The organism is Streptomyces sp. NPDC005761 (assembly GCF_040630635.1).
Lineage (GTDB): Bacteria > Actinomycetota > Actinomycetes > Streptomycetales > Streptomycetaceae > Streptomyces.
Genome location: NZ_JBEXXX010000007.1, coordinates 77,554 through 104,055, shown reverse-complemented (window position 1 = coordinate 104,055; position 26,502 = coordinate 77,554). Strand labels below are relative to the sequence as shown.

The 26,502-nt window shown below is 72.3% G+C and carries 23 protein-coding genes; 15 read left to right on the top strand and 8 right to left on the bottom strand.

The genetic code is table 11. From position 1 onward, the window contains the following. Nucleotides 1–6 precede the first annotated feature (6 nt). From ABZ434_RS09470 to ABZ434_RS09440, 7 genes are all read left to right on the top strand, one after another. Nucleotides 7–2,133, top strand: a complete 2,127-nt coding sequence (locus ABZ434_RS09470) for a PBS lyase (protein WP_359133439.1) — start codon at nt 7–9, stop codon at nt 2,131–2,133. Continuing rightward, a complete protein-coding gene (locus ABZ434_RS09465; protein WP_359133438.1) occupies nt 2,130–2,453 on the top strand; it encodes a zinc-ribbon domain-containing protein in 324 nt (107 codons plus the stop codon). The genes ABZ434_RS09470 and ABZ434_RS09465 overlap by 4 nt, the downstream gene beginning before the upstream one ends. A 130-nt stretch (nt 2,454–2,583) precedes the next feature. After that, the gene (locus ABZ434_RS09460) at nt 2,584–3,387 is read left to right on the top strand and encodes a hypothetical protein (RefSeq protein WP_359133436.1); all 804 of its coding nucleotides are present in this window, start codon (nt 2,584–2,586) and stop codon (nt 3,385–3,387) included. Beyond that, nucleotides 3,384–4,727, top strand: coding sequence for a HAMP domain-containing sensor histidine kinase (locus tag ABZ434_RS09455; RefSeq protein ID WP_359133434.1), 1,344 nt, complete (start codon nt 3,384–3,386; stop codon nt 4,725–4,727). Before ABZ434_RS09460 ends, ABZ434_RS09455 begins: the two co-directional genes overlap by 4 nt. 127 nt (nt 4,728–4,854) lie before the next feature. Further along, complete coding sequence (locus ABZ434_RS09450; protein WP_359133432.1) at nt 4,855–6,234, top strand: FtsW/RodA/SpoVE family cell cycle protein; 1,380 nt, start codon at nt 4,855–4,857, stop codon at nt 6,232–6,234. 34 nt (nt 6,235–6,268) lie between these two features. After that, nucleotides 6,269–7,726: a penicillin-binding transpeptidase domain-containing protein gene (locus ABZ434_RS09445; RefSeq protein ID WP_359133430.1), complete on the top strand. Its 1,458-nt coding sequence runs from the start codon at nt 6,269–6,271 to the stop codon at nt 7,724–7,726. 4 nt (nt 7,727–7,730) lie between these two features. Next, nucleotides 7,731–8,798 carry an amidase gene (locus ABZ434_RS09440; RefSeq protein WP_359133428.1) on the top strand — a complete coding sequence of 356 codons (1,068 nt, stop codon included), beginning with the start codon at nt 7,731–7,733 and terminating at the stop codon, nt 8,796–8,798. Between the two features lie 21 nt (nt 8,799–8,819). Here the strand turns inward: ABZ434_RS09440 and ABZ434_RS09435 are convergent, their stop codons facing one another. Continuing rightward, a complete protein-coding gene (locus ABZ434_RS09435; protein WP_359133426.1) occupies nt 8,820–9,728 on the bottom strand; it encodes a hypothetical protein in 909 nt (302 codons plus the stop codon). 63 nt (nt 9,729–9,791) lie between these two features. Next, nucleotides 9,792–10,691: an ADP-ribosylglycohydrolase family protein gene (locus ABZ434_RS09430; RefSeq protein ID WP_359133701.1), complete on the bottom strand. Its 900-nt coding sequence runs from the start codon at nt 10,689–10,691 to the stop codon at nt 9,792–9,794. Between the two features lie 88 nt (nt 10,692–10,779). Here ABZ434_RS09430 and ABZ434_RS09425 point away from each other — a divergent pair, with 88 nt between their 5' ends. Together ABZ434_RS09425 and ABZ434_RS09420 are read left to right on the top strand one after the other, a co-directional pair. Then, nucleotides 10,780–11,181 (top strand): VOC family protein, encoded by a 402-nt coding sequence (locus ABZ434_RS09425; protein ID WP_359133424.1) that lies wholly within the window; start codon nt 10,780–10,782, stop codon nt 11,179–11,181. Continuing rightward, entirely contained in the window at nt 11,178–11,714 is a 537-nt protein-coding gene (locus ABZ434_RS09420; protein ID WP_359133422.1) for a DUF664 domain-containing protein, read from the top strand. Before ABZ434_RS09425 ends, ABZ434_RS09420 begins: the two co-directional genes overlap by 4 nt. A 153-nt stretch (nt 11,715–11,867) precedes the next feature. Here ABZ434_RS09420 and ABZ434_RS09415 read toward each other — a convergent pair whose 3' ends face one another. Continuing rightward, entirely contained in the window at nt 11,868–12,998 is a 1,131-nt protein-coding gene (locus tag ABZ434_RS09415) for a ferritin-like domain-containing protein (protein WP_359133420.1), read from the bottom strand. Between the two features lie 179 nt (nt 12,999–13,177). Here ABZ434_RS09415 and ABZ434_RS09410 point away from each other — a divergent pair, with 179 nt between their 5' ends. From ABZ434_RS09410 to ABZ434_RS09390, 5 genes are all read left to right on the top strand, one after another. Continuing rightward, the gene (locus tag ABZ434_RS09410; RefSeq protein WP_359133418.1) at nt 13,178–14,113 is read left to right on the top strand and encodes a diiron oxygenase; all 936 of its coding nucleotides are present in this window, start codon (nt 13,178–13,180) and stop codon (nt 14,111–14,113) included. 236 nt (nt 14,114–14,349) lie between these two features. Then, nucleotides 14,350–15,123, top strand: a complete 774-nt coding sequence (locus tag ABZ434_RS09405; RefSeq protein WP_359133416.1) for a TetR/AcrR family transcriptional regulator — start codon at nt 14,350–14,352, stop codon at nt 15,121–15,123. Next, a complete protein-coding gene (locus ABZ434_RS09400; RefSeq protein WP_359133414.1) occupies nt 15,120–15,386 on the top strand; it encodes a hypothetical protein in 267 nt (88 codons plus the stop codon). Before ABZ434_RS09405 ends, ABZ434_RS09400 begins: the two co-directional genes overlap by 4 nt. A gap of 86 nt (nt 15,387–15,472) precedes the next feature. Next, nucleotides 15,473–18,049 (top strand): PQQ-binding-like beta-propeller repeat protein, encoded by a 2,577-nt coding sequence (locus ABZ434_RS09395; RefSeq protein WP_359133412.1) that lies wholly within the window; start codon nt 15,473–15,475, stop codon nt 18,047–18,049. A gap of 169 nt (nt 18,050–18,218) precedes the next feature. Beyond that, nucleotides 18,219–19,403 carry an NlpC/P60 family protein gene (locus ABZ434_RS09390; RefSeq protein ID WP_359133410.1) on the top strand — a complete coding sequence of 395 codons (1,185 nt, stop codon included), beginning with the start codon at nt 18,219–18,221 and terminating at the stop codon, nt 19,401–19,403. An 87-nt stretch (nt 19,404–19,490) separates the two neighbouring features. Here the strand turns inward: ABZ434_RS09390 and ABZ434_RS09385 are convergent, their stop codons facing one another. From ABZ434_RS09385 to ABZ434_RS09365, 5 genes are all read right to left on the bottom strand, one after another. Next, the gene (locus ABZ434_RS09385) at nt 19,491–20,726 is read right to left on the bottom strand and encodes a styrene monooxygenase/indole monooxygenase family protein (RefSeq protein ID WP_359133408.1); all 1,236 of its coding nucleotides are present in this window, start codon (nt 20,724–20,726) and stop codon (nt 19,491–19,493) included. A gap of 93 nt (nt 20,727–20,819) precedes the next feature. Beyond that, the gene (locus ABZ434_RS09380; RefSeq protein ID WP_148020704.1) at nt 20,820–21,470 is read right to left on the bottom strand and encodes an ATP/GTP-binding protein; all 651 of its coding nucleotides are present in this window, start codon (nt 21,468–21,470) and stop codon (nt 20,820–20,822) included. After that, nucleotides 21,451–21,867, bottom strand: coding sequence for a DUF742 domain-containing protein (locus ABZ434_RS09375; protein ID WP_148020703.1), 417 nt, complete (start codon nt 21,865–21,867; stop codon nt 21,451–21,453). The genes ABZ434_RS09380 and ABZ434_RS09375 overlap by 20 nt, the downstream gene beginning before the upstream one ends. Further along, nucleotides 21,864–22,343, bottom strand: a complete 480-nt coding sequence (locus ABZ434_RS09370) for a roadblock/LC7 domain-containing protein (RefSeq protein WP_359133405.1) — start codon at nt 22,341–22,343, stop codon at nt 21,864–21,866. Before ABZ434_RS09370 ends, ABZ434_RS09375 begins: the two co-directional genes overlap by 4 nt. Further along, on the bottom strand, nt 22,340–25,345 hold the full coding sequence (locus tag ABZ434_RS09365; protein ID WP_359133403.1) for a nitrate- and nitrite sensing domain-containing protein: 3,006 nt from the start codon (nt 25,343–25,345) through the stop codon (nt 22,340–22,342). The genes ABZ434_RS09370 and ABZ434_RS09365 overlap by 4 nt, the downstream gene beginning before the upstream one ends. Before the next feature lie 364 nt (nt 25,346–25,709). Here ABZ434_RS09365 and ABZ434_RS09360 point away from each other — a divergent pair, with 364 nt between their 5' ends. After that, nucleotides 25,710–26,495: a hypothetical protein gene (locus ABZ434_RS09360; protein ID WP_359133401.1), complete on the top strand. Its 786-nt coding sequence runs from the start codon at nt 25,710–25,712 to the stop codon at nt 26,493–26,495. Nucleotides 26,496–26,502 lie beyond the last annotated feature (7 nt).

The following is a 26,502-nucleotide window of genomic DNA, read 5'->3' as shown; positions in this document are numbered from 1 at the left end:
GATGGCGTGTTCGCGGGGATCGACGAGGTCGACTGGGCCTCGATGGAGCATGCCTACGGGCCTGCCGACGATGTGCCGGCGCTGCTTCGGGGCCTCGCGTCCGCCGATCCGTCGGAGCGCGAGGCCGCACTGGACGGCATGTACGGAGCGGTCCACCACCAGGGCGACGTCTACGCCTGCACGCTCGCCTGCATCCCCTTCCTCTTCGAACTGGTCGTCGATCCGGTGGTCCCGGACCGCGGCGGCATCGTCGAACTGCTGACCAGCATCGGCGGCATCGACATCGACGAGGAGGACATCGGCGAGGACGAGGACGAGGCCGAGGGTGCGGCGAACTACGCGATGGCGGCGGCGGCCGTCAGCGCGGGCGCCGGGGTCTTCTTCGCGCTCATGGCCGACGAGGATCCGGGGGTGCGGGTGTCCGCCCCGCTGGCGCTCGCCACGCTGCACGGCAGTCCGGCCCGGGTGCTGACCCTGCTGCGCGAGCGGCTCCTGGTCGAAGCGGACGACGAGGTGCGGCTTGCCCTCGTCGAGGCCGCCGGCCGGGTCGCGCTGCGCCACGAACCGCTGACCGGCCGGATCGCCGACTGGCTGAGCCGGCTGGCCGCCGAGGCCAACGCGCCGGGGCTGCGGCTGGCGGCCCTGGCCCAGCTGGCGCGCTGCGCGCCCGAGGCCCTGCCGGTCGATGTGGTGCGGGTGGTGGCGGGTCTGCTGCGGCAGCTGCGCTCGGCCCCCGGGGTGCCGGAGGGTTCCGAGGCGGGTTCCCGGGCCCTCGGGACACACGCGGATCCCACCTCCGCCGAGGCCGCCCCGGTGACCCTGGTGGGCCGGCCGAGGGCCTTGCCGGCCGAGGACGGGGCCGGACGCACGGCGCCCTGGACCGCCGATCTGCTGCGCACCCTGCATGTCGGGCTCGACGACCGGGTCGCTGACCGGACAGCGCTGCTGGCCGATCAGCTGGGCAGCCCCGACCCGGGGCAGCGCACCGACGCCGTCCGGATGAGCGGCGGACTGATCCGGGCCTGGCGCGGTTCCTACGCGGAGCTCGTCCGGCTCGTGGGCGAGCAGCTGGTCTCGGACGAACCGAAGCCGGCCGAGGCCGCGTCGCACGTGCTGGAGGAGCTCTTCGGCCTCGCCGCACCCGCGGCGGACGCGCTGGCGGCCCGGGTCGCGGCCGATCAGGGCGCCTGGGTGAAGGAGTGGGCGAGCGGGCCGCCGGGGCTCGGCAGCGCGGTGAAGGCCCTGGCCCGGCTCGGCGACGCACGCGCGGTGCCCGCGCTGGCGGCGGCGCTGGAGCGGCCCGAGGTGCCGCACGACGTGGGGTCCGCCATCGGATATCTGGGGCCGCCCGCCGCACCGTTGGCCGGTGCGCTGCGCCGTCGGCTGAGCGAGGTCGCGCTGGACGAGGAGGCCTACGACCGGGCGAGCCCGCTGCTCGCCGGGCTGACCGCGCTCCGGGCGGGCGAGGCGGCGCCGGAGGTGCTGCGGATCCTGCGCGGGGCGCCGGAGTACCGGGGCGAGTGGCTCCGTACGGCGGCGCTGCGGGCGCTCGGCTCGTTCGGGTCCGCGGCGCACTGCGCCGTTCCGGAGCTGCGGGCGCTGATCCGCCGGCCCGGGACGGCGGGGGCCACGGAGGCGGCCGAAGCCCTCTGGGCCGTCGACGGGGACGCCGCGGCAGTGCTGCCGGTCCTGATCGAGGGGCTCCAGGCGGAGCACGCGCGTGACCGGGCGGCGGCGGCGCGCGCGCTGGGCCGGCTCGGCGCACACGCGGCGGTGACCGCACCGCGGCTGAGGGGGCTGCTGCTCCACGAGGAGCTGTGGCTGCGGGTGGACGCGGCGATCGCTCTGTGGGAGGTTTCCGGACGGGCCGGGGAGTCCGTTCCGGTACTCCTCGCGGCCTGGGAGAAGAACCGTCACGTCAGGGTTCGGGTGGCCGAATGCCTGGCGCGGGCGGGGGCTGCTGGTGCAGGCTCGGAAGCGGAACACGTGCTGCGCGCCGAACTCGCCTCCGTACGCCGTCACAACGCGATGGACGGCGGATACGGCAGTCACGACACGTACGAGGACGAAAAGCTGCTGGCGCTCTGCCGGCGGGCGCTCCTGGGGAATACGGGGAAGGGACCCACGACATGATCATTTTCGGTACGCGAGGCTATCTCTACCAACTGGCGGTCCTGACGCTGGTCTGCGGCTGGTGCGGGAACCCGGCGGCGCACACCCTGCGCAAGCGGGTGACGAAGTTCACGCTGTTCTTCGTGCCGCTGTTCCCCTTCTCGACGAAGTACGCCACGCAGTGCACGTTCTGCGGCGGCGAGCAGCAGATCCCCAAGGAGCAGGCCGACCAGCTGCTGGCCCAGCACGCGGCCTCGCAGGGCGGCAACCCCTACGGCCAGTCCCCGCAGCAGCCGGGCTACGCTCCGGGCACGCAGGGCCAGAACCCCTATCAGCACTGAAATACCGGAACCGAAGCAGCAGTACTAAATACACATAAGAGACTTCCTTCCGAATAAGGTCTACGAAGCCGGGGCCGTGCACATGCACGCGCGGTCCGGCCCGGCCGGCCGTCGGACAGGGAGGAAGAACATGCGTCCGCAGCATCGGACAGGGCGCCGCACCGCTGCCGCCGTCGCGGCTCTCACCGGTGTCGCCCTGCTGGCGGGCTGCGGCACCGGCGGCGAGCTGAAGAGCGCGGGACAGGCCCCGGCCGCCATCGGGCCCGCCCGTCTCTGGCCGGAGCTGCCGCCCGCATCCGCCGCCCCGTACGACTACGGCGAGGGCGAGACCGCCCATATCCCCGGGATCACGGTCCCGGGCGGCGATGTGCGCCGGCTGGACCCGGTGGCGGTGGTGCAGGCGGGGCTGAACGCCCGTCCCGACCGGTCCAGCGGCACGGCGGCGCTCCCGGCCGAGACCGTGCGGCGCATCAACGCCTGCCGGACCGCGGTCGCGTCCTGCCCGGTGCTGAAGCCGTACTACCGCGATCTGACAGGCGACGGCCGGGACGAGATGGTCCTCGGCATCCAGCTGGCCGACCGTCAGCTCTCCGTGCGCGTCTACATGCCGGAGCCGAGCGGGCTCACCCGGATCATGTCGACCTCCGACGCCGTGATCAGTGTGGAGCTGGCGGGCCGGGACCTGATCATGCGGGCTCCGTCGGCCATCACGGGGTACGAGTACCGCACCGCTTGGTCCTGGGACGACCAGCAGCGAGCCATGCTGCCCACCCAGGACGAGATCCTGCGGATGGCCCCGCGGTCCGAGCCGGGCCGGCACCGCACACCGAACGCCCGGCCCTCCGCCCCGCCGACCGCTGACGCGACCCTGACGCCCGGCAGCGCGCCGCCCTCCCCGGTGCCTTCCGCGGCCGTGACCGCGGAGCGCCGGTGAAACGCGCGCGGACGGGCGCGACCCGGGCCCGCCGTCCCCGGCGGCGGCTGCGGCTGCCCGCCTGGACCGCGACGCTCACCTGGAAGTCTGCGGTCTTCATCACCGTGATGTGCTGCGTCCTCGCCGCCCTCCTGGGCGTGCTGGTGCACACCGCGGTCACCCGGCAGACGGTCGGCCACGCCCGGGAGAAGGCGCTGTCCCGGCTGGAGACCGTCACCGCCGCCTATGAGGCGGGCGAGGCGCTGCCGCCGCGTTCCGGGCTCGATCCGCCGGGACTGCCAGCGTCGCTGCGCGCCCTGGCGGTGGACGGGAAGCGGGGCACCATGGTCGCCGACCATCTCGGCCGCCCCACGATGTGGGCGGCCGCCCCGGCGGACGGGCGCGCCCTGGCGACGCAGGTCGACTACAGCCAGAGCGCCCGTACGATCAACGGCCTCGACGGGGCGATCGTCGGCTCCTCGCTGCTGGCGATCGGCGCCACGCTGCTCGTCGGCGCGTTCTCCGTCACCCGGGTGACCCGGCGGCTGCACCAGACCGCGCGGGTCGCCCGCCGGATCGGAGCGGGCGATCTGGACGCCCGCGTCAACGACCCCCGCACTGCCGACCCCTCCCGCCGGCAGGACGAGGTCGCGATCGTGGCCGGAGCGCTGGACACCATGGCCTCGGCTCTCCAGCGCAAGCTCGTGGCCGAGCAGCGCTTCACCGCCGATGTCGCGCACGAACTGCGCACCCCGCTGACCGGACTCTCGGCCGCCGCCGAACTGCTGCCGCCGGGCCGCCCCTCGGAACTGGTGCAGGACAGGGTCCGGGCGATGCGCGCGCTGACAGAGGACCTGCTGGAGATCTCCCGGCTCGACGCCCGTACCGAACAGGTCGACCTCGATGTGCACGAACTGGCACCGCTCGCCGCGCGGGTGGCCCGCGCCTCGGGCCGTGGCACCGAGGTCAGGGTCGCCCCGGAGGGTCCACCGGTGCGGGTCGAGACGGACAAGCGGAGGCTGGAGCGGGTGCTCGGCAATCTGATCGGCAACGCCCACCGGCACGGCCGTCCCCCGGTGGTGCTGACGGTCGACGGGCCGGTCGTGACCGTACGGGACCACGGCGAGGGCTTCCCGGACTATCTGATCGCGGGCGGCCCGCAACGATTCCGCACGGAGGGTGACACCAAGGGCCACGGCCTGGGGCTGACCATCGCCGCCGGTCAGGCGGAGGTGATGGGAGCCGAGCTGGTGTTCGAGAACGCGCCGGGCGGCGGCGCGGTGGCCCGGCTGACGCTGCCGGAGTACGTACGCCTGGACCACGGTGACGAGGAGCCGCCGCACCACACCGCCACCACCTGACGGCCGCACGAGGCGCGCACTCCCCCGCTGCCACCTGTCGGCCGCCGCCCGGACGCACTCTGACCCCACGCACCCCCACGGCAGGACATAAGGGAAATACCACCCACCTCTTGCTACGTTGCGTGGCATGACCGCAACGACGGCGGACACGCCCCCGCCCGAGCTGCGCCTGCCCAAACGGCGCGGCGTAGAACTCTCGCTCCTCATCGGGGCCGTCCTCATCTCCGTCTACGGCTACGCCGCCGTCGGTCTGGCCCACGACGACGCGGTCCCGCCCGACGTCGCCGGCTACGGCGGCGGACTCGGGCTGCTCGCCCTCCTCGCCCATCTCGCCGTCCGCTTCCGCGCCCCGTACGCCGATCCGCTGCTGCTGCCCATCGCCGTCCTGCTCAACGGGGTGGGCCTGGTGCTGATCTACCGGCTCGACCTGGAGACACCGAGGGACCAGGCGGCTCCCACCCAGCTGATCTGGTCCACGCTCGGCGTCGCCTTCTTCATCGCGGTGGTGGTGTTCCTGCGCGACCACCGAGTGCTGCAGCGCTACGCGTACCTCTCCGTGGCCGCCGCCCTCGTCCTGATGATCGTGCCGATCTTCTTCCCCGCGGTGAACGGGGCCAAGATCTGGATCAGGATCGGCGGATTCTCCTTCCAGCCGGGTGAGTTCGCCAAGATCCTGCTCGCCGTGTTCTTCGCCGCCTACCTCGCGGCGAACCACAACGCGCTCGCGTACACCGGCCGCAGGATCTGGAAGCTCCAGCTCCCGACCGGCCGGGTACTCGGGCCGATCGTGGCGATCTGGCTGATCAGTGTCGGTGTCCTGGTCCTGGAACGTGATCTGGGCACCTCGCTGCTGTTCTTCGGTCTGTTCGTGATCCTGCTGTACGTGGCGACCGGCCGGACCGGCTGGATCGCGGTCGGGCTGCTGCTGGCAGCCGTCGGCGCCTTCGCCGTCGGCTCCTTCGAACCGCACGTGCACAGCCGGGTGCAGGACTGGCTCGACCCGTTCGCATCCATCGACGCCGGCCGGGGCCCCGGGCAGCTCGCCCAGTCGCTCTTCGCCTTCGCCGCGGGCGGGATGCTCGGCACGGGTCTTGGTCTCGGCCACTCCATCCTGATCGGATTCGCCGCCAAGTCCGACTTCATCCTCGCGACCGCCGGCGAGGAGCTGGGCCTGACCGGGCTGACCGCGCTGTTCATGCTCTACGCCCTGCTGGTGGCGCGTGGCTACCGGGCCGGGCTCGCCCTGCGTGACGCCTTCGGGCGGCTGCTGTCCATCGGCCTCGCCTCGATCCTGGCGCTCCAGGTGTTCGTGATCGCGGGTGGGGTGATGGGGCTGATCCCGCTGACCGGGATGGCGATGCCGTTCCTCGCCCAGGGCGGCTCGTCCGTGGTCACCAACTGGATCATCGTGGCACTGCTGATCCGGGTCAGCGACGTGGCTCGTAGACCCCACCTCGACCAGGTGGAGACCGGAGTCGTCGCAGCCGCCACGGAGGGCGAACAGTGACTGCTCATCCGCCGACCGCCCGGGGGGCCCGTACATGATCCGCTACATCCGCCGCGCCGCCGCGTTCTGCCTGCTGCTGCTCGTCGCCCTGCTGGTGAACGCCGCCCGCGTCCAGATCTTCGAAGCCGACGCACTCGACGACAACCCCGCCAACCGCCGTACCACCATCGACCGTTACGACCGGCCGCGCGGCAACATCCTGGTCGGCGGCCGGTCCGTCACCGGCTCGAAGAACACCGGCGAGCAGCTCGCGTACGAGCGCACCTACCGCAACGGCCCCCTGTACGCCCCGGTGACGGGCTACGCCTCGCAGACGTACGGCACCACCCTGATCGAGAACGCCGAGGACGCGATCCTCTCCGGCACGGATCCCATGCTCGCCCCGCTCCCCTTCTGGAACGAGATCACCCGTGGCCGGCAGCCGGGCGGCGATGTCCTCACCACGATCAAGGACTCCATGCAGCGCGCCGCCTACGAGGGGCTCGGCGGCCGCCGGGGCGCGGTGGCGGCCGTCGAGCCGACGACGGGCAGGGTCCTGGCCCTGGTCTCGACCCCGTCGTACGACCCCGGGCGGCTCTCCGGCACCGGTTCGGCCGTCACCGACGCCTGGCGGGAGCTCAACGCGTCCACGAGCCAGCCGATGCTCAACCGGGCGATCCGGCAGACGTATCCGCCCGGCTCCACGTTCAAGATCGTGACGGCTGCGGCGGCGCTGGACGCCGAGGTCGTCACCGATCCCGACGCCGAGACCGACACCCCCTCCCCGTACGTCCTGCCGGGCACCTCCACGACGCTGCCCAACGAGGCCCGCGGCTGCGAGCAGGCATCGCTGGCGGACGCCATCCGGGTCTCCTGCAACACCGTGATGGCACACCTGGGCGTGGAAGTCGGCCTGGACGGCATGGTGGAGGCGGTCGGCAGGTTCGGCTTCAACGACGCGGGCCTGAAGATCCCCTCCGGGGTGGCTAAGAGCAACTTCGACACGGAGATGAGCGACGACCAGCTGGCGCTGTCGTCGATCGGCCAGTTCGACACGACGGCGACCCCGCTGCAGATGGCGATGGTCGCCTCGGCCGTGGCCAACGGCGGCGACCTCATGTACCCGCACCTGGTGGAGCGTACGACCACGCACAGCGGCTCCACCGTCCGCACGAACGGCTCGCGTACGTACCACCGGGCGATGAACCCGATGACGGCGATGCGGTTGCGTCAGATGATGATCGACGTGGTGCAGGACGGCACCGGCACCAACGCGGCCATCGACGGCGTGACGGTCGGGGGCAAGACGGGGACGGCCCAGCACGGCATCGACAACTCCGGTACGCCGTACGCCTGGTTCATCTCCTGGGCGCAGGCCGCGGACACCGGGCGGCCCGCCGTGGCCGTGGCCGTGGTCGTCGAGGACGCCTCCGCCGACCGGGCCGACATCAGCGGTGGTGGCAGTGCCGCACCGATCGCCCGTTCCGTGATGGAGGCCGCCCTGGAAGACTGAGCCGGTGAGGGCATCGAGGGGGGTCGCAGAGACACTGGCCGCGATCGAGCGGGAGGACGGGCGGCTGTGCGCGTTCCTCGACGTGTGGCGCGAGGACGCGCACGCCAGGCTGCCGGCGGCTGCCCGGCTCCCGCTTGCCGGGCTGCCGTTCGCGGTGAAGGGCCCCGGCGGGATCCGTTCGTACGCCGCGCGCCGGCTGATCGCGGCCGGTGCCGTCCCGGTCGGCTCGACGTCCGTACCGGGCCCCGGTACGTACTGGAAGACCTGGGGGCTCGGCGCGCACGGACGCACCGTCAACCCGTGGCGCCCGGACCGGACACCGGGCGGCTCGTCAGCCGGCTCGGCGGTGGCGGTCGCCGCGGACCTCGTGCAGCTGGCGACCGGCAGCGACGGAGCGGGGTCGGTGCGCATCCCGGCTGCCTGGTGCGGGGTGTTCGGGCTGAAGACGACCAACGGGCTGCTGCCCTCCCCCGACCGTTCCGGCCTCGCCTCCGCCGGGGTCCTGACCCGCACGGCCGCACAGGCGCACACCTATCTGCGCTGCGTCCTCGACGGGTACGAACCGGCCGAAGCGGAACTGCCCCTGACCGCCGCCTACAGCCCGGACCTGGGGTTCGCGGAGGTCGACCCGGACGTGGCGGCGGTGGTGCGGGGCGCGGTACGGCGGCTGGTCGCGGCGGGGGTGGTGCGGCTCGCGGACGGCGGCTGCGAACTGCTGGACCCGGGGGCGGCCTGGCAGGCCGTACGGAACGGTGCGGTGGAGCCGCACCTCGGAGAGCTGCGGAGCGAGAACGACCGCAGGCTGGACACCTTCTTCGACGGCACGTCCCTGCTCCTCACGCCGGTGACCCCCAACCGCCCGCACGGCCACGACGGTCCGGGCAGCCTCTTCTCCACCGCGCTGACCTGGGCGTTCAACCTGAGCGGGCATCCGGCGGCGAGTGTGCCCGCCGGATTCACCCCGGACGGCTGCCCGGTCGGGCTCCAACTGGTGGCGCGGCGCGGCGCGGACGCCCCGCTGCTCGCGATGGCCTGCGCGGTGGAGCAGGTGCTGGCGCCCACGCGGCCGTGACGTGCCGTACCCCGGAGCCGGTCAGCCGCCGTCGGCTATCGGCTTGCGCGACTCGGCCCTGACCTTGGCGGTATCCAGCGCCGCCTTCTCGAGGTCGACCTCGTCCGGGTCCTGGAGCGCGGTCTCGGTGGTGACGACGGCGACGAAGGACGCGGTGTTGTCGTCACCCCAGGCGCACATCGGGAGGGTGCTGCTGACAGCGCCCTCCTTCGACCGCACGACCTGGCAGGACACCGTGATCCCGTACCCCTCGGGAGTGAACTCCCTGGCGGGTACGGCGATGGTCATGCCCTCGTTCTGCGTCGCCCCTTCAAGGATCTTGTCCCGGGTGAACTCGGGTCCCTTGATACGGCCCCACATCCCGGAGATGACCAGGGTGCCGCCGCTCTCGGAGGTGTACTGGGTGACGACGGCCTTCGCGTCACGGATGCTCGGGTCGTAGGTCTGCTCGATGTCCTTGCCCTCGGTCGACGAGGAGTCCTTGAGCAGGGTGTACTCGTCGTCCAGCAGCTTCTTCGGCACGGTCAGCCGGTACTCGGCCTTCGGGAAGTCCCCGACCGACGGGATTCCGCTCTCGGCCGCCTCGTCCATCAGCCGCGAGACCCCGAAGGCGAGGCCGCCGGCGACCACCAGGGCGCCGAGGGTGATCCCGACGATCAGCCCGGTCCGGTTCCTCCTCGGCGGCGGCATCCCGGGCCACCCGGGCGCGCCGGGTCGCGGAGCGCCCCACGGCTGCGGTGTCTGCGGATACCCGTAGGGCTGCTGGCCCGGCACCGGCTGCTGCTGGGCCGGTGTCTGCGGATACCCATAGGGCTGCTGGCCCGGCACCGGCTGCTGGGCGTACGGATTCTGCTGGGGCTGCCCGGGGCCGTACGGGCCCTGCGGGGCTCCGTACGGGCCCTGCGGGGGCTGGGGCGGGGGCGTGGTCATGACGCCAAGTTACGTCATACGGGCGAACATCGTTTCGATCCTCCGGACCCGGGCGTACCGGCGTCAGCGCAGGGGCTCGCGGCGCCGCAGCCATTCGGCAGGCACCCCTTCGACACCGGTGACCGCACCGACGATCCCGCCGGTGATGGCGCAGGTGGTGTCGACGTCCCCGAGGCCCTCGGCGGTCGCCCAGAGCGCGGCCTCCAGATCGTCCGGGTGCCGGGCCGCGGTCCACAGGGCGAAGGGAACGGTGTCGTCCGAGCGGATGCGCTGCCCGTTGCCGAGCAGGTCGGCGGCCTTCCACGGCTCGGTGCCGAACGGTACGTCCGCAGCCCGGAGCAGACCGTCCCGCACCCCTCCCGCGGGGGTCCGCCCGGCCACCCGTGCGAGCGTGAACTCGCCCCGTACCGCCAGCGCCGCAGCCACCGCGACGGCCACCGCACCCGCGATCCCCTCCGGGTGGGCGTGGGTGACCTCCGCCTGCAAGGCGGCCTGTTCGGCCACGTGGCCGATGTCCCGGTGGAATCGCGCGCCGAGCGGGGCGACGCGCATCGCCGCGCCGTTGCCGAGGCTGCCGCCCTCGAACAGTTCGGGGGCCAGCGTCCGCCAGTCGGCCGGGGACGTCAGCAGTTCGGGCAGCAGGATGTGCATCCCGTGGCCGTACCCGCGGGCCGGATCGGCCTCGAAGGCGAGCGCGAAGTACAGCGCGAGCCGGTCCTGCTCGACGTGCCCGTGGTCGTCGAGCACCCGCTGCAGCGCACGGGCCAGTGCGGTGTCGTCGGTCCAGTGCCAGACGGGCTCGTGGGGGGTGCGCCGGGCCCTGATCTCCTGGTACGCCTGCCGGGGCCGGCGGAACAGAGGGAACCACCGCTCGCCGAACGCGTCTCCCAGCGCGAGGCCTTCGAGACTGCGGCGGGCGGCGGCGAGGTCCGGGGAAACGACGGTGGAGGACATGCCCGCCATCCTCCCGTCACCGGTCAGGGGCCGTCCACCACCGGAGGCGGTCACAACTCCCTGTACAGAAGCGGGTGGTTCGTAGATCGTTGCTGACGTGACGGAAGAGACGAGCACCACCCCCTGGCCGGGAGCCATCAGCGCCCTCACGCTGTTCACCGAGGATCTGGCGGAGACCAAGCGGTTCTACCGTGAGGTCTTCGGACTGCCGGTGACCTACGAGGACGAGAACTCGGCCGTGTTCACCTTCGGTGACACGCTCATCAATCTGCTGCGGACCACTGCCGCGCACAGTCTGATCGAACCGGCCGGCGTCGCCCGCCCGGACACCGGCGCCCGGATGCAGCTCACACTCCCGGTGGACGATGTGGACGCCATGTGCAAGGTGCTGGCCGACCGCGGTGTGACGCTGCTCAACGGGCCGGTGGACCGGCCGTGGGGTATCCGGACCGCCAGCTTCCGTGATCCCGGCGGCCACATCTGGGAGATCGCGCGGTGACGGGCGCCGAAGCGGGGAGCCAGGCCGGGGCCACGGCCCCCGACGCCGAGATCCGCGCCCTTCTGTCGTCCCTGGACGGGCAGCGCCGCCATGTCCTCGGCATCCTCGAAGGACTCGACGACGAGTCCCTGCGGCAGCCCGTGCTCCCCTCCGGGTGGACCTGCCTGGGGCTCGTCCAGCATCTGGCGCTCGATGTCGAACGCTTCTGGTTCCGGGCCGTGTTCAAGGGGGACGCGGAGGTGATCGCCGCACCGGCGGAGACCGACGACGCCTGGCAGGTCGCCCCCACCGCCACCGCCGCCGAGGTCCTCGACCGCTACCGTGCGGAGACGGCCCTCGCGGACGCCGTCGTCACCGCGGCCGCGGCCGGGGCCCCGTTGGCCTGGTGGCCCCGCGCACAGTTCGGCGAACCGCACCTGCACACGCTCCGGGACGTCCTGCTGCACGTCATCACCGAGACCGCGTGCCACGCCGGTCACCTCGACGCGGCACGTGAACTCCTCGACGGCCGGACGTGGCTGGTGCTCACGTAGGGCGTGTGGTGCAGGTCCCCGCTGATCAGGCCGGGCCCGCGGGGTCCCGCTCGGGGCCGTGGTCGCGGCGATCCCGCTGCCGGCGTTCGCGCTCCCGGCGACGGGCGGGCTGCCGTACCTGCCGCCGGTGCGGTAGGCGGTCCTGGCAGCTGATCAGGCCTGTCCCGGGAGGTTTTGGTGGTCCCGTCCGCCCTCCGCTATCGCCTCCGCGACCTCCGCCACCCGCGCCTGCTCCTCCGCCTCGAAGCGCTCGCGGTCCAACTGCTCGGCTATCTCCTCGTCCTGGGCCATCAGCAGGTCCAGGTTCGAGTCGCCGAGCTCGAAGACGCCCATGTCGACGTAGGCCTTCTGGAGGCGCTCACCCCACAGGCCGATGTCCTTGACGCACGGGACGATGCGGCTGAACAGCAGCTTGCGGAAGAGCTGGAGGAACTCCGAGTGCTCGGAGAGGTCCTTGGCCTCCTGCTTGGCGATGCCGAAGTTCTCCAGCACCTCCACCCCGCTGAGCCGGTCGCGCATCAGGTAGCAGCCCTCGATGACGAACTCCTCGCGTTCACGCAGTTCGGCGTCGCTCAGCTGCTTGTAGTAGTCACGCAGCGCCATCCGGCCGAAGGCGACATGGCGGGCCTCGTCCTGCATCACGTACGCGAGGATCTGCTTGGGCAGCGCCTGGGTCGTGGTGTCGCGGATCATGCCGAACGCGGCCAGGGCCAGACCCTCGATGAGCACCTGCATGCCGAGGTAGGGCATGTCCCAGCGCGAATCGCGCAGCGTGTCGCCGAGGAGCCCCTGGAGGTTGTCGTTGATCGGGTAGAGCATCCCGACCTTCTCGTGGAGGAACCGGCCGTAGATCTCCGCATGCCGGGCCTCGTCCATGGTCTGGGTCGCCGAGTAGAACTTGGCGTCCAGGTCGGGGACGGACTCCACGATCCGGGCGGCGCAGACCATGGCGCCCTGCTCACCGTGGAGGAACTGGCTGAACTGCCAGGAGGTGTAGTGCCTGCGCAGCTCACCCCGGTCCTTCTCGGTCATCTTCGCCCAGTGCGGGGTGCCGTACAGGGTCAGCGCCTCGTCGGGGGTGCCGAGCGGGTCGGAGGGATCGACCTCGATGCTCCAGTCGATGCGCTTGTTGCCGTCCCACTGCTTGTCCTTGCCCTTCTGGTACAGGGCGAGGAGGCGTTCACGGCCGTCGTCGTAGTCCCAGCTGAACCGGGCGGCACCCGAGGCGGGCACCGCCCACAGCGGCTGCTCGGGGGCGGTGGTGTAGAGGTCGTGTGTCGACACGGACGGCTCCTTCGCCTCTCAGGGCCTCGGTAAGTCACCTGACGTCTGGCTCAGTTGGCAGGTTCACACGTTGGTAGACGCCGGGTCAACAAGTCGTACGCAAGGGATTGACGGCCTTGCTGACAAGCAGTCTCATAGAGAGTGACCGTCGGTAACCCATGGGAGAGGCACGTCCAGCCATGACGACCGTGACCGAACGCGATGTGCAGTTGCTCCGCGACGCACTCGGCCCCCTCCGCGACCGCGAGCAGATCGCCGAACGGCTGCTGGAGGCCTCCGCCAAGCACTCGTTCGACCCGGACAAGGAGCTCGACTGGGACTCACCGGTCGAGGACGGCAAGTGGTTCTGGCCGCCCGAGCTGATCTCCCTCTACGACACCCCGATGTGGAGGAGGATGTCGCAGGAGCAGCGGCAGGAACTGGCCCGGCACGAGGCCGCCTCGCTCGCCTCGCTCGGCATCTGGTTCGAGATCATCCTCATGCAGCTGCTGGTCCGCCACATCTACGACAAGCCGGTGGTCAGCAACCACGTCCGCTACGCCCTCACCGAGATAGCCGACGAGTGCCGGCACTCGATGATGTTCGGCCGGATGATCACCTGGGGCGGCACGCCCTGCTACCCCGTGCCGCGCCGCTACCACAATCTGGCCCGCGTCCTGAAGACCGTCTCCACGACGCCCGGTTCGTTCGCGGCGACGCTGCTCGGCGAGGAGATCCTCGACTGGATGCAGCGCCTGACCTTCCCCGACGAGCGCGTCCAGACCCTGGTGCGCGGCGTGACCCGCATCCATGTGGTCGAGGAGGCCCGGCACGTCCGCTACGCCCGCGAGGAGTTGCGCCGCCAGATGGTGACCGCCCCGCGATGGGAGCGCGAGCTCACCCGGGTGAGCTGCGGGGAGGCCGCCCGCGTCTTCTCCGTCTGCTTCGTCAACCCGCAGGTGTACGCGCACGTCGGCCTGGACCCGCAGGAGGCCGTCGCCCAGGTGAAGGCCAGTGGCCACCGGGCGGAGGTCATGCAGTCGGGCGCCAAGCGGCTGACGGACTTCTTCGACGACATCGGGGTCCTCAACGGAGTGGGACGCAGGCTGTGGAAGAACTCGGGCCTGCTGGCCTGACCAGGCATGATCCACAGGAGAGACACCCTCGCACCCGGCGTGATCCGCACGGGAGGCCCTAAGGGCTGTCCCGCAATTCCTGGTGGATCAGCGCGCGGCGTCAGATGCGGTGCATCGCAAGGCGGAGAGACGCCCGCATACTGGACGTATTCGGGCGTTTCGACAACGCGGAGAGGTGCCGTAGCTGTCGTCGTGCGCCCGCCAGGAATTGCGGGACAGCCCTTAGGCTGGCCGGTATGACCCCTGCCGCAGCCGCGCCGCCCAGCCGTGCGTACCGAAGGCTCAGCGTCGAGGAGCGCCGCACGCAGCTCCTCGGTGCGGCGCTCACCCTCTTCGCGCACCGGGCCCCCGACGAGGTCTCGCTCGACGAGGTCGCGACGGTGGCCGGGGTGTCGCGCCCGCTGGTCTACCGCTACTTCCCCGGCGGGCGTCAGCAGTTGTACGAGGCGGCGCTCAGGTCCGCCGCGGAACAGCTGAAGCTGTGCTTCGCCGAACCGGCCGTGGGGCCGCCCACGGAGCGGGTGACACGCGTACTCGACCGCTACCTCGCCTTCGTCGACGAGCACGACGCCGGCTTCAGCGCGCTGCTGCGTGGCGGCAGCGTCGCCGAGACGTCCCGTACGAGCACGATCGTCGACGAGGTACGGCGCTCGGCGGCCGAGCAGATCCTCCTGCACCTGGGCCGGGGAGAGGACAGCGAACCCGCCCCGCGGCTGCGGATGATGGTGCGAACCTGGATCGCCGCCGTCGAGGCGGCGTCGCTGATCTGGCTGGACGAGGGCAAGCAGCCCGCCGCCCGCGACCTGCGCGACTGGCTCGTCGACCAGTTCATCGGTCTCCTCGCCGTCACCGCGGCCACCGACCCGGAGACCGCGTCCGCGGTGGCGGAACTGCTGCCCCTGGAGACGGCGGCCGGACCGGCAGGCCGGCTGGCGGACCGGCTGGCGCCGCTGATCGGCGCTGCGGCGCATCTGCTGCCGCCGGACCGATCGGTCAGACTGGAGCGGTGAGAAGCGAGAACGTCACCTTCACCGGCGGCCCGATGGACGGCCGGGCCCTGCCCGTCCTGGTCGGCGCCACCGGCCACCCGCCCAAGTGGTACGAGGTCCCGGTCCCGGCCGCCGACGGCGGGCCGGCCACCGTGTACGCGTACCGGAGGGTCCCGGCCGGATACACCAGGCGGCTGCGGATCCAGCGGGGCTGGGTGTACGAATACGCCCCGGACGGCCGCGAACGCCACCGTCCCAAGTGGCCCTGGTCGAAGTCGGAGTAAGACGTCCGGGGCGGAATGGGGCCCCGGGGGCCGGACGTCCTAAGATCGGCGGACTGGTCCGAGGGACGGTCACAAGGGGGTGCGCCATGGAGGCGCTGCGTCAGGACGATCCACGCCGCTTCGGCCCGTACACGGTGCTGGTGCGGTTCCGTGAGACGGCCGCCGCGGTCCACTACCTCGCGCACGGGCCGGACCCCGACGACCTCGTCGTGATCACCGCGGCCCGGCCCGCGCTGGCCGCACTGCCCGCGTTCCGGCGGCGGTTCCACGCGGAGGCACGCACCGCCGACCGCCTGGCCGGCGGCTGGGTGGAGGCGCGGCTGGACACCCCTGACGGTGGATCCGAGGACGACGACCTGCTGTGGACGGCGTCGGTGTACGTGCCGGCGCTGACCCTCGCCGAGGCCGTCGACCTCCACGGTCCGCTCCCCGAACGTGCCGTGCGGATACTGGGCGCGGGCGTCGCCGAAACGCTGTCCCGGGTCCATGCGACGGGGGCCGTGCTGCAGGGCCTCGCCCCCAGGACCGTGCTGCTGGCGGAGGACGGGCCACGGCTCACCGCGTTCGGGCCGCTGGGCGCGGCCGCCGACGCCGAGGCCCGGCCGGGCGGCCAGCTGTCCGTACGGCTCGGCTACCTGACCCCGGAACAGGTCGCGGGCCAGGAGGCCGGTCCCGCTTCCGACCTCTTCGTGCTGGGCCTGCTGCTCGCGTACGCGGCGACGGGCAGCACCCCGCTGGCGGACGGCCCGGCCGCCGAGGCCGCCGAACGGATCGCGCACAGCGAACCCCGGCTGGACGCGGTGCCGGACGCGTTGCGTGAGCTGGTCGCCCGCTGCCTGGCGAAGGACCCTGCCGACCGTCCCACCGCCGGGGCGGTGGCGGCGGAACTGGCCCTGGAGGGTGCGGCCGGGCTGGCCAAGGGCGGCTGGCTGCCGGAACCGCTGGTGGCGGCCCTGGCCGAACAGAGTGCCCGGGCCCGGCAGCCGGTCGCCGGGCCCCCTGCCGCCGGCGAGGGCGCCTCGGCTGTGGGGGACTCCGCCGGCGTGCAGGACGCCGTCCCCGCCGCCTCCGAGGACCTGACGCAGGGCCCCACGCCCCCGCCCGGCCCCCTGACGCCCCACCACGACACCAGGACCGCACAGTTGGGGGTCATCGACCACCAGGCCCCGCGGCCCGACCGGGTGACCACCCAGCTCGCCATGCCGGCCGAACTGCCCGGGCAGCCGGCGGGTGCCCCCGCCGCAGCTCCGGCCCCGCACCCGCTGCCCCGGGCTCTGCCCCCCGCCGGGCCCGAGGCACCCCTGCCCGCCGCCACTGCCCCGGCCCCCGCCGGACGCGCCTCCGTCGACCGCCGGACCCTGCTCATCGGAGCCGCCGCGGGGGCCGCCGGTCTCCTGGTCGGCGGCGGCGGGGTGCTCGCGCTCGGGTCCGGTGACGACTCCGAGCCCACGGTCGACGCCAAGCCCGCACCGAGCCCCAGCCGGCCCGTCGTCGCCGGGCTGCCTCCGCAGCCGCGCTGGATCTACACCCACCCGGCGTCCGAGCCGGCCCCCCTCACCGCCGCGCTCTGGAACGAACGGCTGCTGGTCCTGACCGGTGAGACGCATGCGTCCGCCGTCGATCTGAACACCGGGCGCCGGATCTGGGAGAGCCCGGACGCCGCCAAGGGCCAGGCCGCCCTGGCCGCCGGCAAGGAGTACTGCTTCGTCGCCGGGCCGTCCGAGTTCCTGTGGCTGTCCGCGAAGGACGGCAAGGTGGCCCACCGGGTGGCGTACGCCGACGGGTTCGAGGGCGCTCCGCACCTGTCGGTGCGCACCCTCGTCGGATCGTCAGGTGCGAACCTCTGGTTCACCGGTTCGCACGAGGTCACCGTGAAGGCCCCGAAGCCCAAGAAGGGCAAGAAGCCCGGCAAGGACAGACAGGTCGTCAAGTCGTACCTGTTCGGGTACGACATCGAGCAGCGCAAGGAGCTGTGGCGGACGCCCGTGCCCACCGGCCGCGGCCCGGTCGCTCCCGTGTACCGCCTGGTGGCGGTCCGGCCGGACGCCGTCGTCGTACGACAGGACCGGCTGACGCTCACCCCCGCCGATGTGAAGGCTGCCAAGGGCAAGGCCCTCTTCCGCAGCTTCGACCGGACGACCGGGAAGCAGCAGTGGGCCAAGGCCGTCGGCACGGTCACCCCGGACGCGGCGGCCGTGGGAGACACGGACGGCGTGCTGTACGCGGCGGTCGGGGACGACCTGCGGGCCTTCGAGACCCCCGGCGGCCGGCCGAAGTGGACGCTGAACGGCACGCCGGGTTCCTTCTTCGGGACCTCCGTCGAGGCCGCTGCGCTGCTGCACACCACCAACAGCAACCAGGAAGTGGGCGTGGTCGACCGGGCGACGGGGCGGCTGCGCTGGAGGCGGTCCACCGAGGCGGTGGCCGGCGGATCGGCTCCCACGGTCACGGTCAGCGGCTCGGGCAGCACGCTGCTCGCGGCGGACCCCGGGCAGGTCACCGCGTTCGCGGCAGCCGACGGGCGGCGGCTCTGGAAGTTCCAGGACATCGGGACCCAGGACCCGAAGGGGGCGACCGTCACCGCCCGGTACCAGGTGCTGGCCTACGGCAGGAGCGCACTCGTCCGGCGCGACCGCGTGGTCTACGCGTTCCCCGTCGCCTGACCGGGGACGCGGGCAGAACCCGGGTGCCCGGCCCGCCGCCTTCCGGGGGAACCGGCCCGCCGCCACGCGCGGGGGTTCTTGCATCACCTGACGGTGAGTGAGCGTATGGAGGAATTGCGCTCACTCATGGGGTAGTCGCACGATTCACCCCGTTTTCGGAGGTGGTGTCGTGTCGGGCAAACTCTTGCGCTCCCTCGGCACGGCGGCGCTGGCCGCCGTCGTCGTGACCTCCCCGGCCGTAGCCGTCGCGGCCCCCTCGCCTGCCCCGTCGCCCGGCTCCGAGGATCCCGCCGCCCCGGCCCCCGGCCCCGAAGCTGCGCCCGGCGGCGTCTCCGGACTGCTGAACGAACTCCAGCGGCTGTACCAGCAGACCGAGGAGGCCACCGAGACGTACAACGGGACGGCGGCCGAGCTGAAGAAGCGGACCGCGGAGGCGAGGAAGCTGGACGCCGCCCTCGTCACCGCCCGGCTCTCGCTGTCCCGCGGTCGCGACGCCGCCGGGCGGCTGGCCCGTGAGCAGTACCAGGGCCGGTCCGACCTCTCCGCGTATCTGCGGCTGCTGCTGATGCGCGATCCCGAGTACGCCCTGGACCAGGGCCAGGTCGTCCAGCGGCTGGCGGCCGGCCGGGTGGCGGCCATGAAGCGCCTCGGCGGCGCGGAGAAGCATGCCGCCGCCCTGGCGAAGGCGTCCCGCAAGGTCCTGGACCGGCAACAGGTCCTGGCCACGCGGCAGAAGAAGGAACGCGACACGGTCCGGGCCCGGCTGAAACAGGTCGAGGGGCTGCTCGCCACTCTCTCCGCGGACCAGCTCGCCGAGCTCTCCCGCCTCGAACAGGAGGGTACGGACAAGGCCCAGGACGCGCTGGTGGCCTCGGGCGCGCTGTCCTCGGCCCGGCCGGCGACCGCCCAGGGCGGCGAGGCGGTCCGGTACGCGATCGAGCAGATCGGCAAGCCGTACGTGTGGGGCGCGGAAGGACCGGGTTCCTTCGACTGCTCCGGACTCACCTCGCAGGCCTGGGCGCGTGCCGGCCGCACGATTCCCCGTACCTCGCAGGAGCAGTGGCGGCAGCTGCGCAAGGTGCCGGTGAGCGCCCTGCGGCCGGGTGACCTGGTGATCTACTTCCCGAAGGCCACGCACGTGGCGCTGTACATCGGCAACGGCCTGGTGGTGCAGGCGCCGCGGCCCGGCTCCCGGGTCAAGGTCTCGCCCCTGGCGTCGAACCCGCTGCTGGGCGCCGTCCGCCCGGATCCGGAGAGCGCGCCGCTGACCACGTACAGGACGCCGGAGCTTCCCGAGGGGGCGTCCGAGGGCTCCGACGAGGGATACGGCGACACCTCGGCACCTGACGAGTAGCCCCCGCACCGAACGCGGCCGGGCCGGGCCCGGCGGAGGATCCGACGGTGCCCGGCCCGGCCGGTGCGATCAGGTAGTGCGCGAGGCTCAGGCCCCGGACACCGAGGCCAGGTAGGCGTTCGTCTTCTCCGGCTCGAAGAAGAAGTTCTCGAAGTCCGCCGGGTTGTTGAACCCGTTGGCGAAGCGGTCGGCGACCGGCTGGAGCTGGCCGGCGGCGCCGATCAGGTTCAGCACGTGCTCCGGCGGAGCGCCGAGCATGGCGTTCGTCCACTTCGTGACGTGCTGGGCGGTCTCCCAGTAACGGTCGAAGGTGGCCTGCATCCACGCCGCGTCGAACTCTCCGTCGCCGTGCTCGATGATCGAGTCCAGGTAGGCGTTCGCGCACTTGGACGCCGAGTTGGAGCCCTGGCCGGTGATCGGGTCGTTGGCCACGACGACGTCCGCCACGCCCAGCACCAGGCCGCCGCCGGGCAGCCGGCCGATGGGCTTGCGGACGGTCGGGGCGTAACGGCCCGCGAGGGTGCCGTTGGCGTCGGTCAGTTCGACCTTGGTGGCGCGCGCATACTCCCAGGGGGTGAACCGCTCCATGAGCTCCAGCGTCTTGGCGAGGTGCTCCGAGGGGTCCTTGATGCCCTGGAAGGCGTCGAGCGGTCCGCCCGGGACGCCCTCCCAGAACAGGATGTCGGCACGGCCCGACGTGGTCAGGGTCGGCATCACGAAGAGCTCGCCGACGCCCGGGACCAGGTTGCAGCGGACGGCGTCGAAGTCGGGGTGCTCGGGGCGCGGGCCCATGCCGTGGACGTACGCGACGGCCAGGGCGCGCTGCGGGGCGTCGTACGGCGAACGGGACGCGTCCCGGCCGAACATGGAGACCAGCTCGCCCTTGCCGGCCGAGACCATCACCAGGTCGTAGGTCCGGGAGAAGTAGTCCAGGTCGGAGACGGCCGCTCCGTGGATGACGAGCTGTCCGCCGCGCTGGGCGAAGGTCTCCATCCAGCCCGCCATCTTCACGCGCTGGTCCACGGACTGGGCGAAACCGTCCAGCTTGCCGACCCAGTCGATGGCGCGGGAGGAGTCGGGGGCGGCGACCGAGACGCCGAGACCCTCGATCCGCGGGGCCTGGGACTCCCAGAAGTTGAGCTGGTAGTCCCGCTCGTGCTGGAGCGCCGTGTGGAACATGCACTGCGTCGACATGACCCGGCCGGAGCGGATCTCGTCGGCCGTGCGGTTGGACATGAGGGTGACTTCGTAGCCTCTGGACTGCAGTCCGAGGGCGAGCTGGAGCCCGGACTGGCCGGCTCCGACTATGAGTATCTTCCGCATCGCGGTTCTCCGTTGTGTGTGTGACGGCGAGCTGGGAGGGAGCTGATGATCTCGACCCTGCAAGATCTGCGGTGCCCCCCTGCGGGACAGCCCTTAGGCCGGGGTGGCGTCGAGAGCATGGCCGACAAGGGCCAGCAGGGACTCGACGACGGTGATCCTGTTACGCGCGTCCATGATCACAACAGGCACGTGCGGAGGAACGGTCAGGGCCTCCCGGACGTCCTCGGCCTCGAACCCGGGCGTTCCCTCGAAGTGGTTGACGGCCACGATGTACGGAAGTCCGCAGCTCTCGAAGTAGTCGAGGGCGGGGAAGCAGTCGGCGAGCCGACGGGTGTCGGCCATCACGACCGCGCCGATCGCGCCGCGCACGAGGTCGTCCCACATGAACCAGAAGCGCTGCTGTCCCGGCGTGCCGAAGACGTACAGCACGAGGTCGTCGTCGAGCGTGAGACGGCCGAAGTCCATGGCGACGGTCGTGGTGACCTTGTCGGGCGTCGCGCTGAGGTCGTCGGTCTCCTCGCTGGCCTGGGTCATCATCGCTTCGGTCTTCAGCGGGGTGATCTCGGAGACCGAGCCCACGAAGGTGGTCTTGCCCACGCCGAAGCCGCCCGCGACCACTATCTTCGTGGCGATCGGAGCCCTGGTGCGGTCGAGCTGCCAGGCCTGCAGTGACTCCTCGGCCTGGTCCTTCGGCCCCGGCTGGCGCGGGGCGAACAGCGGCGACTCAGAGACGACGGAGTCCATTGAGCACCCTTTCGAGCAGTGCGCGGTCGGGCTGACCGGTTCCGTGACCGGTTCCGTACACGCGGATCTTTCCCTGGTCGGCCAAGTCGCTGAGGAGCACCCTGACCACACCCAGCGGCATCTTCAGCAGGGCGGAGATCTCCGCGACGGTACGCATCCGCCGGCAGATCTCGACGATGGCCTGGAGCTCCGGCATGACGCGCGAGGCCAGGTTGCCGTTGGTCAGTTCGCGGCGCTCGTCGGGGGCTTCGAGCGCGGCGACGAAGGTCTCGACGAGCAGGACATGACCGAAGCGGGTCCGGCCACCGGTGAGCGAATACGGGCGCACCCGCGCGGGCCGCTTGTCGGCTCCGCGCACGGGGAGCCTGCGGGCGGGTTCAGCAGCAGCGTGGGTCACTGGGCGCTCTCCATCGATTTGCGCAGCTCACTGCGGAGTTCGGGGGTGAGTACGTGTCCGGCACGGCCGACGAAGAGCGCCATGTGGTAGGCGATGACGCTCATGTCGCAGTCGGGTGTGGCGTGCACACCGAGCAGCGAACCGTCACTGATCGACATGACGAAGACGCTGCCCTCGTCCATGGCGACCATGGTCTGCTTGACGCCGCCGCCGTCCATCAGCTTCGCGGCGCCGACGGTGAGGCTGCCGATCCCGGAGACGATGGTGGCCAGATCGGCGCTGGAGCCCCGGGGGCCGCCCTGCCGGCCTGCCGCCGGGGCGCTCTGGTGGCCGGGGTCGGAGGAGAGCAGCATGAGTCCGTCGGACGAGACAACGGTGACCGAGTGGACCCCTGGCACCTCCTCCACCAGATTGCTCAGCAACCAGTGAAGGTTCCGGGCCTCGGTGCTCAGCCCGAATGTGCTGGGCGCAGTCAACTGCGTGCCTCCTCGACTGTGTCCCCCGTCTCTCCGGTCCGGACATCGGTACGGCCGGCCTGCTCAGTGTGTTCGGTACGTGTGGTGACTCCGGCCGGGCCGGTGGCCTCGGCGATCTCAGCCTCGACGTCCCGGCGGCCGTCCTTCGCGCCCTGGTGGAAGCCGCCGAGCCGGCGTCGCAGGGCCTCCTTGTCGACGCTGCCGGTGCGCTCGGGGGCGGGGGCCGACGCGGGCCTGACGACCTTGGGGGTGCGCTTGGGCAGCCCCTTGTCGGTGATCCGCCCGGGCTGGGGCCGGGCCTCCGGCTCCGGGTGGCGCGGCCCGGGCAGCGCGTCGGCCACGGGGGTCGCGACGGGCGCGGGGGCGGCCGGTGCCGGGGCCGGGGCGGCCTGCGGCTGAACGCTCTCGTCGGCGGTGCGCTCGTGGCGGTCGGGGCCGATGGCGTACGGGCCGGCGGCGGTCGTGGGCTCCGGGCCGTCCCCGAAGGTGGGGGCGTGCGTGAACTCCGGCACGTCCTCGAATTCCGGCACCCGTGGGAGCCGGACCTGCATCGTGGTCTCGGCCTCGGTCTCCGCGGGCGGTACGGACCCGGGGTCCGGGGCGACCGCGGAGGGCTGCGGCGCCGGGCCGCTCTCCGGCTCGGGCGCGACCGGCGGTGCGTGGTCGGGGACGGCCGGGGTGGGGTTCCCGGCCTGGGTCCCGGCGGCCGGGCCGGGCGTGGGAACAGCCGTCGTGCCGTTCTCGGCGATCGTCTGCTCGGCGGCCGCGATCAGCGGATCGCCGGGGAGCGCGAGGGTGCGGCGCGGCAGGGCGTTGGAGTTGGCCTCGGCGACCGATCCGGGGAGGTTCAGCGTGGGCGCGTCCCCGATGGCCGTGACCGGCGGCGGGGTCGCGGCGGGGGGCGCCTTCGGGAGCAGGGCCTGGGGCAGCACGACGACCGCGGTCACCCCGCTGCCCTTCTGCTCGCGCAGCTGGACCCGTACGCCGTGGCGCGCGGCGAGCAGCGAGGTCACCTGGAGACCGAGACCGGCCCCGTCCGCGCTCTGTTCACCCGCCTCGAAGAGCGACGGGTCGCCGAGGCGGATGTTGAGCTCGCCCATCCGTACGGACGACATACCGATGCCCTCGTCCTGCACGGAGAGCATCACCTCACCGGTCTCCAGGAGCCAGCCGGAGAGCTGGACGTGGGAGTCCGGCGGGGAGAACGAGGTGGCGTTCTCCAGGAGCTCGGCGACGAGGTGGCTGAGGTCGTCGGCGGCGAACCCGGCGATCTGGGCGTGCGGCGGCAGGGACTGGATGGTGACCCGCTCGTACCGCTCGATCTCACTGACCGCGGCACGCGCCACGTCGACCAGCGGGATCGGTCCGGGGTGCCCGTGCCCGTGGTCGGCACCCGCGAGGACCAGCATGTTCTCGCTGTGGCGGCGCATGACCGTGGCCATGTGGTCGAGCTTGAACAGCGTGCTGAGCCGCTCCGGGTCCTGCTCGCGCTCCTCCAGGGACTCGATGACACCGAGCTGGCGCTCGACGAGACCGAGGGTGCGCAGGGACAGGTTGACGAAGGTGTGGTGGACGGTGTTCTTCAGCTTCTCCAGTTGCGCGCTCAGATCGGCGGTGTGCACCTGGAGTTCGGCGCGCTGGAGCGTGAGGGCCTCGCGGCCCGCGATCAGTTCGGCGCGTTCGCCCTCCAGGCTCTCGAACCGTCCGTTGAACTCGTGGAGCAGTCCGTGCAGCCTGCCGTGCAGGGTGTTGATGGACCGGACCACCTGCGCGAACTCGTCGTTGCGGCCGGTGTAGCGGACGGGTTCGGCCGTCTCCGGTTCGGCGGCGAGGCGCCCCGCGCCGATCCGCAGGACGGCGAGCGGCTGGGTGAGGGTTCGGGCCACAGCGGTGGAGACGCCGACGGCGATGAGCAGACAGCCGCCGAGGAGCGCGATCCGCAGTTCGAGCGCCGTGACGTCGTCGTCGCGCAGTTCCCCGAGCCGCTGCACCTGGGCGGTGCCGAGGGCCGACTCGACGCCCCGCATCCGGTCGATCCGCGCGGAGAGCGCCGCCTGGAGCTTCTTCTCGCTGACCTTCTGGTCGGATTCGGAGAGTTCGGGGCGGTCGGTCAGTGCGGCGAGGTACTTCTCCGCGCTGTTGACCTCGGGGCCGGTCACGGTGGTGGCCAGCTTGTCGCGGGCGGTGGCACCGGCGGCCTGGTCGAAGTCCGCGAGGGCGGAGAGCTCGCCGACCCGGGACTGCTGGGCTGCACCGCTCAGCGCGTCACGGGTGCGGTCCTCCTTGGTCTCGCCCTCGTCCTGGGTCTGGACCGGCAGGCCGGTGAACGGGTCGGTCTGCGGGGCGGCCGGCTCCTTGCGGGGGACGGCGAGCGCGGCGAGCAGCAGCCCGCGGGTGGCGGATGCCTGTTCGGTGGCCCGGCCCAGCGCGAGCGGGGCGCGGACCGCTTCGGCGGCGCGCGGAGAGGTGCTGTCCGCGAGTTCGTCGGCGAGGTCGTGGAGCTTGGAGATGACCTCGGTGTACGCCTGGTGGGCCTCCAGCGCCGTTCCCTTGCCGCCGATGGCGTCGCGGCGCAGGGAGGGAATGGTGGAAAGGTCGCGGCGCAGGACCGCGGAGGCGGCGTCCCGGATCTCGTCCACCTGCTGGTCGACACGGGCGCTGCGGCTGCCCGCGGAACCGCTGCTCGCACCGGGCTTGCCCTCCCGGCCGGCGGCGATGAAGGCGGTGACCTCGTCGCGCTCGTCGGCGAGGGAGTGCGCGAGCACGATGGCCTGCTGGTTCAGTTCCGCGAGGTCGACCAGCCGCTGCGACTCGGTCAGGTCGGAGGAAGCGCTCAGGGCCGCCGGCGCCCCTGCGGCTATGACGGTGATCCCGACGACCGCGACGCCCGCGACGAGCCGGCTGCGGACGCGCACGGTGCGCCCGCTCTCAGCCGGCGCCGATGACGCCCCCTCGGAACCACTGTGCTTGCTGCCCTTGCTCCGAGGCCGCTTCTTCTGCACCGGTGCTCGCAATCTCGACTCGTCCGCCCTTGAAGCAGAGGTGACGCTCGGTCACGTGAACGAGCGCCCCGACCCCTGGTACGGCTTCTGACCATTCCAGTGCTTTTGAGAGGGGGGCGCGCATCAACCGCTCCGCCACTCGAACGAGTGAACCGCACTCCGGAGTTGGCGAACAAGTCTCCCCATGGGCCCCCGACAGCACACCTGGACGCCCGGCTGGATCTTCCGAGCAGGCTTTGGCAAGATGCCCGCCCGCACACTTCCCGGAGTGATTCCTTCCGCTCCAACCGCCCGCCTGACCTGCTGGTACGGGCCAACCCCCGGTCCGTGCAGGCTCCGTGAAGGCATCGTGGAGACTGGTCGCATGCGCATCGAACTCGCCACCGCCGCCGGCCTCGCCGGACGCCCGAACGAGGACTGGGCCGCCACCGTCCTGCCCGCCTCCGGCCAGGGTGGAGGGCTCGTCCTGCTCGACGGGGTGACCCCGCCGCGGGGTGACGACGGTTGTGCACACTCGGTCCCCTGGTTCACGGCACGACTGGGCGGCGCACTGGTCGAACTGTCGGGTTCGCGGCGGGATCTGACCCTTGGGGAGATCCTCGCGGAGTCCATCCGGCGCACCGGCGACACGCACCGTTCCCTGTGTGACCTTTCTCACGTACGTACACCACAGGCAACCGTCGTCATGGTGCGTTGGGACGAGACGGAGATCGAGCACCTGGTGCTGTCCGACTCGGTCCTGCTGTTCGAGTCGCCGGGGGGCGCCGTCCGGGCCCTGCTGGACGACCGTCTCGACCGGCTGCCCCCGGGCTCGCTGGCCTCCGACGCGATCGCCGACGCGCAGGTGCGGAACAAGGAGGGCGGCTTCTTCACCGCGGCCGCCGACCCGGCCGTTGCGGACCGGGCGGTCACCGGACGGACGCCGCGCGCCGAGGTGCGGGCGGTCGCCGCGATGACCGACGGGGCGAGCCGCTGGACGGAGATGTTCGGGGAGGGCGACTGGGCGGCCTGCCTCGGCGTGCTCGACAAGGAGGGCCCCCAGGGGCTGATCGACCGGGTCCGGGCCCTGGAGGACGCGGACACGGACCGTACGTACCTGCGGCGGAGCAAGCGGCACGACGACGCGACGGCGGTCTACGCGCAACTGTGAGCCGTCC

What these genes read in the sequence shown, in the direction of transcription:
- ABZ434_RS09465 (WP_359133438.1), top strand. Translation starts at nt 2,130, where the DNA reads ATGATCATTTTCGGTACGCGAGGCTATCTCTACCAACTGGCGGTCCTG.
- ABZ434_RS09460 (WP_359133436.1), top strand. Translation starts at nt 2,584, where the DNA reads ATGCGTCCGCAGCATCGGACAGGGCGCCGCACCGCTGCCGCCGTCGCG.
- ABZ434_RS09450 (WP_359133432.1), top strand. Translation starts at nt 4,855, where the DNA reads ATGACCGCAACGACGGCGGACACGCCCCCGCCCGAGCTGCGCCTGCCC.
- ABZ434_RS09445 (WP_359133430.1), top strand. Translation starts at nt 6,269, where the DNA reads ATGATCCGCTACATCCGCCGCGCCGCCGCGTTCTGCCTGCTGCTGCTC.
- ABZ434_RS09435 (WP_359133426.1), bottom strand. Translation starts at nt 9,728, where the DNA reads ATGACCACGCCCCCGCCCCAGCCCCCGCAGGGCCCGTACGGAGCCCCG.
- ABZ434_RS09430 (WP_359133701.1), bottom strand. Translation starts at nt 10,691, where the DNA reads ATGGCGGGCATGTCCTCCACCGTCGTTTCCCCGGACCTCGCCGCCGCC.
- ABZ434_RS09410 (WP_359133418.1), top strand. Translation starts at nt 13,178, where the DNA reads ATGACGACCGTGACCGAACGCGATGTGCAGTTGCTCCGCGACGCACTC.
- ABZ434_RS09405 (WP_359133416.1), top strand. Translation starts at nt 14,350, where the DNA reads ATGACCCCTGCCGCAGCCGCGCCGCCCAGCCGTGCGTACCGAAGGCTC.
- ABZ434_RS09395 (WP_359133412.1), top strand. Translation starts at nt 15,473, where the DNA reads ATGGAGGCGCTGCGTCAGGACGATCCACGCCGCTTCGGCCCGTACACG.
- ABZ434_RS09385 (WP_359133408.1), bottom strand. Translation starts at nt 20,726, where the DNA reads ATGCGGAAGATACTCATAGTCGGAGCCGGCCAGTCCGGGCTCCAGCTC.
- ABZ434_RS09380 (WP_148020704.1), bottom strand. Translation starts at nt 21,470, where the DNA reads ATGGACTCCGTCGTCTCTGAGTCGCCGCTGTTCGCCCCGCGCCAGCCG.
- ABZ434_RS09360 (WP_359133401.1), top strand. Translation starts at nt 25,710, where the DNA reads ATGCGCATCGAACTCGCCACCGCCGCCGGCCTCGCCGGACGCCCGAAC.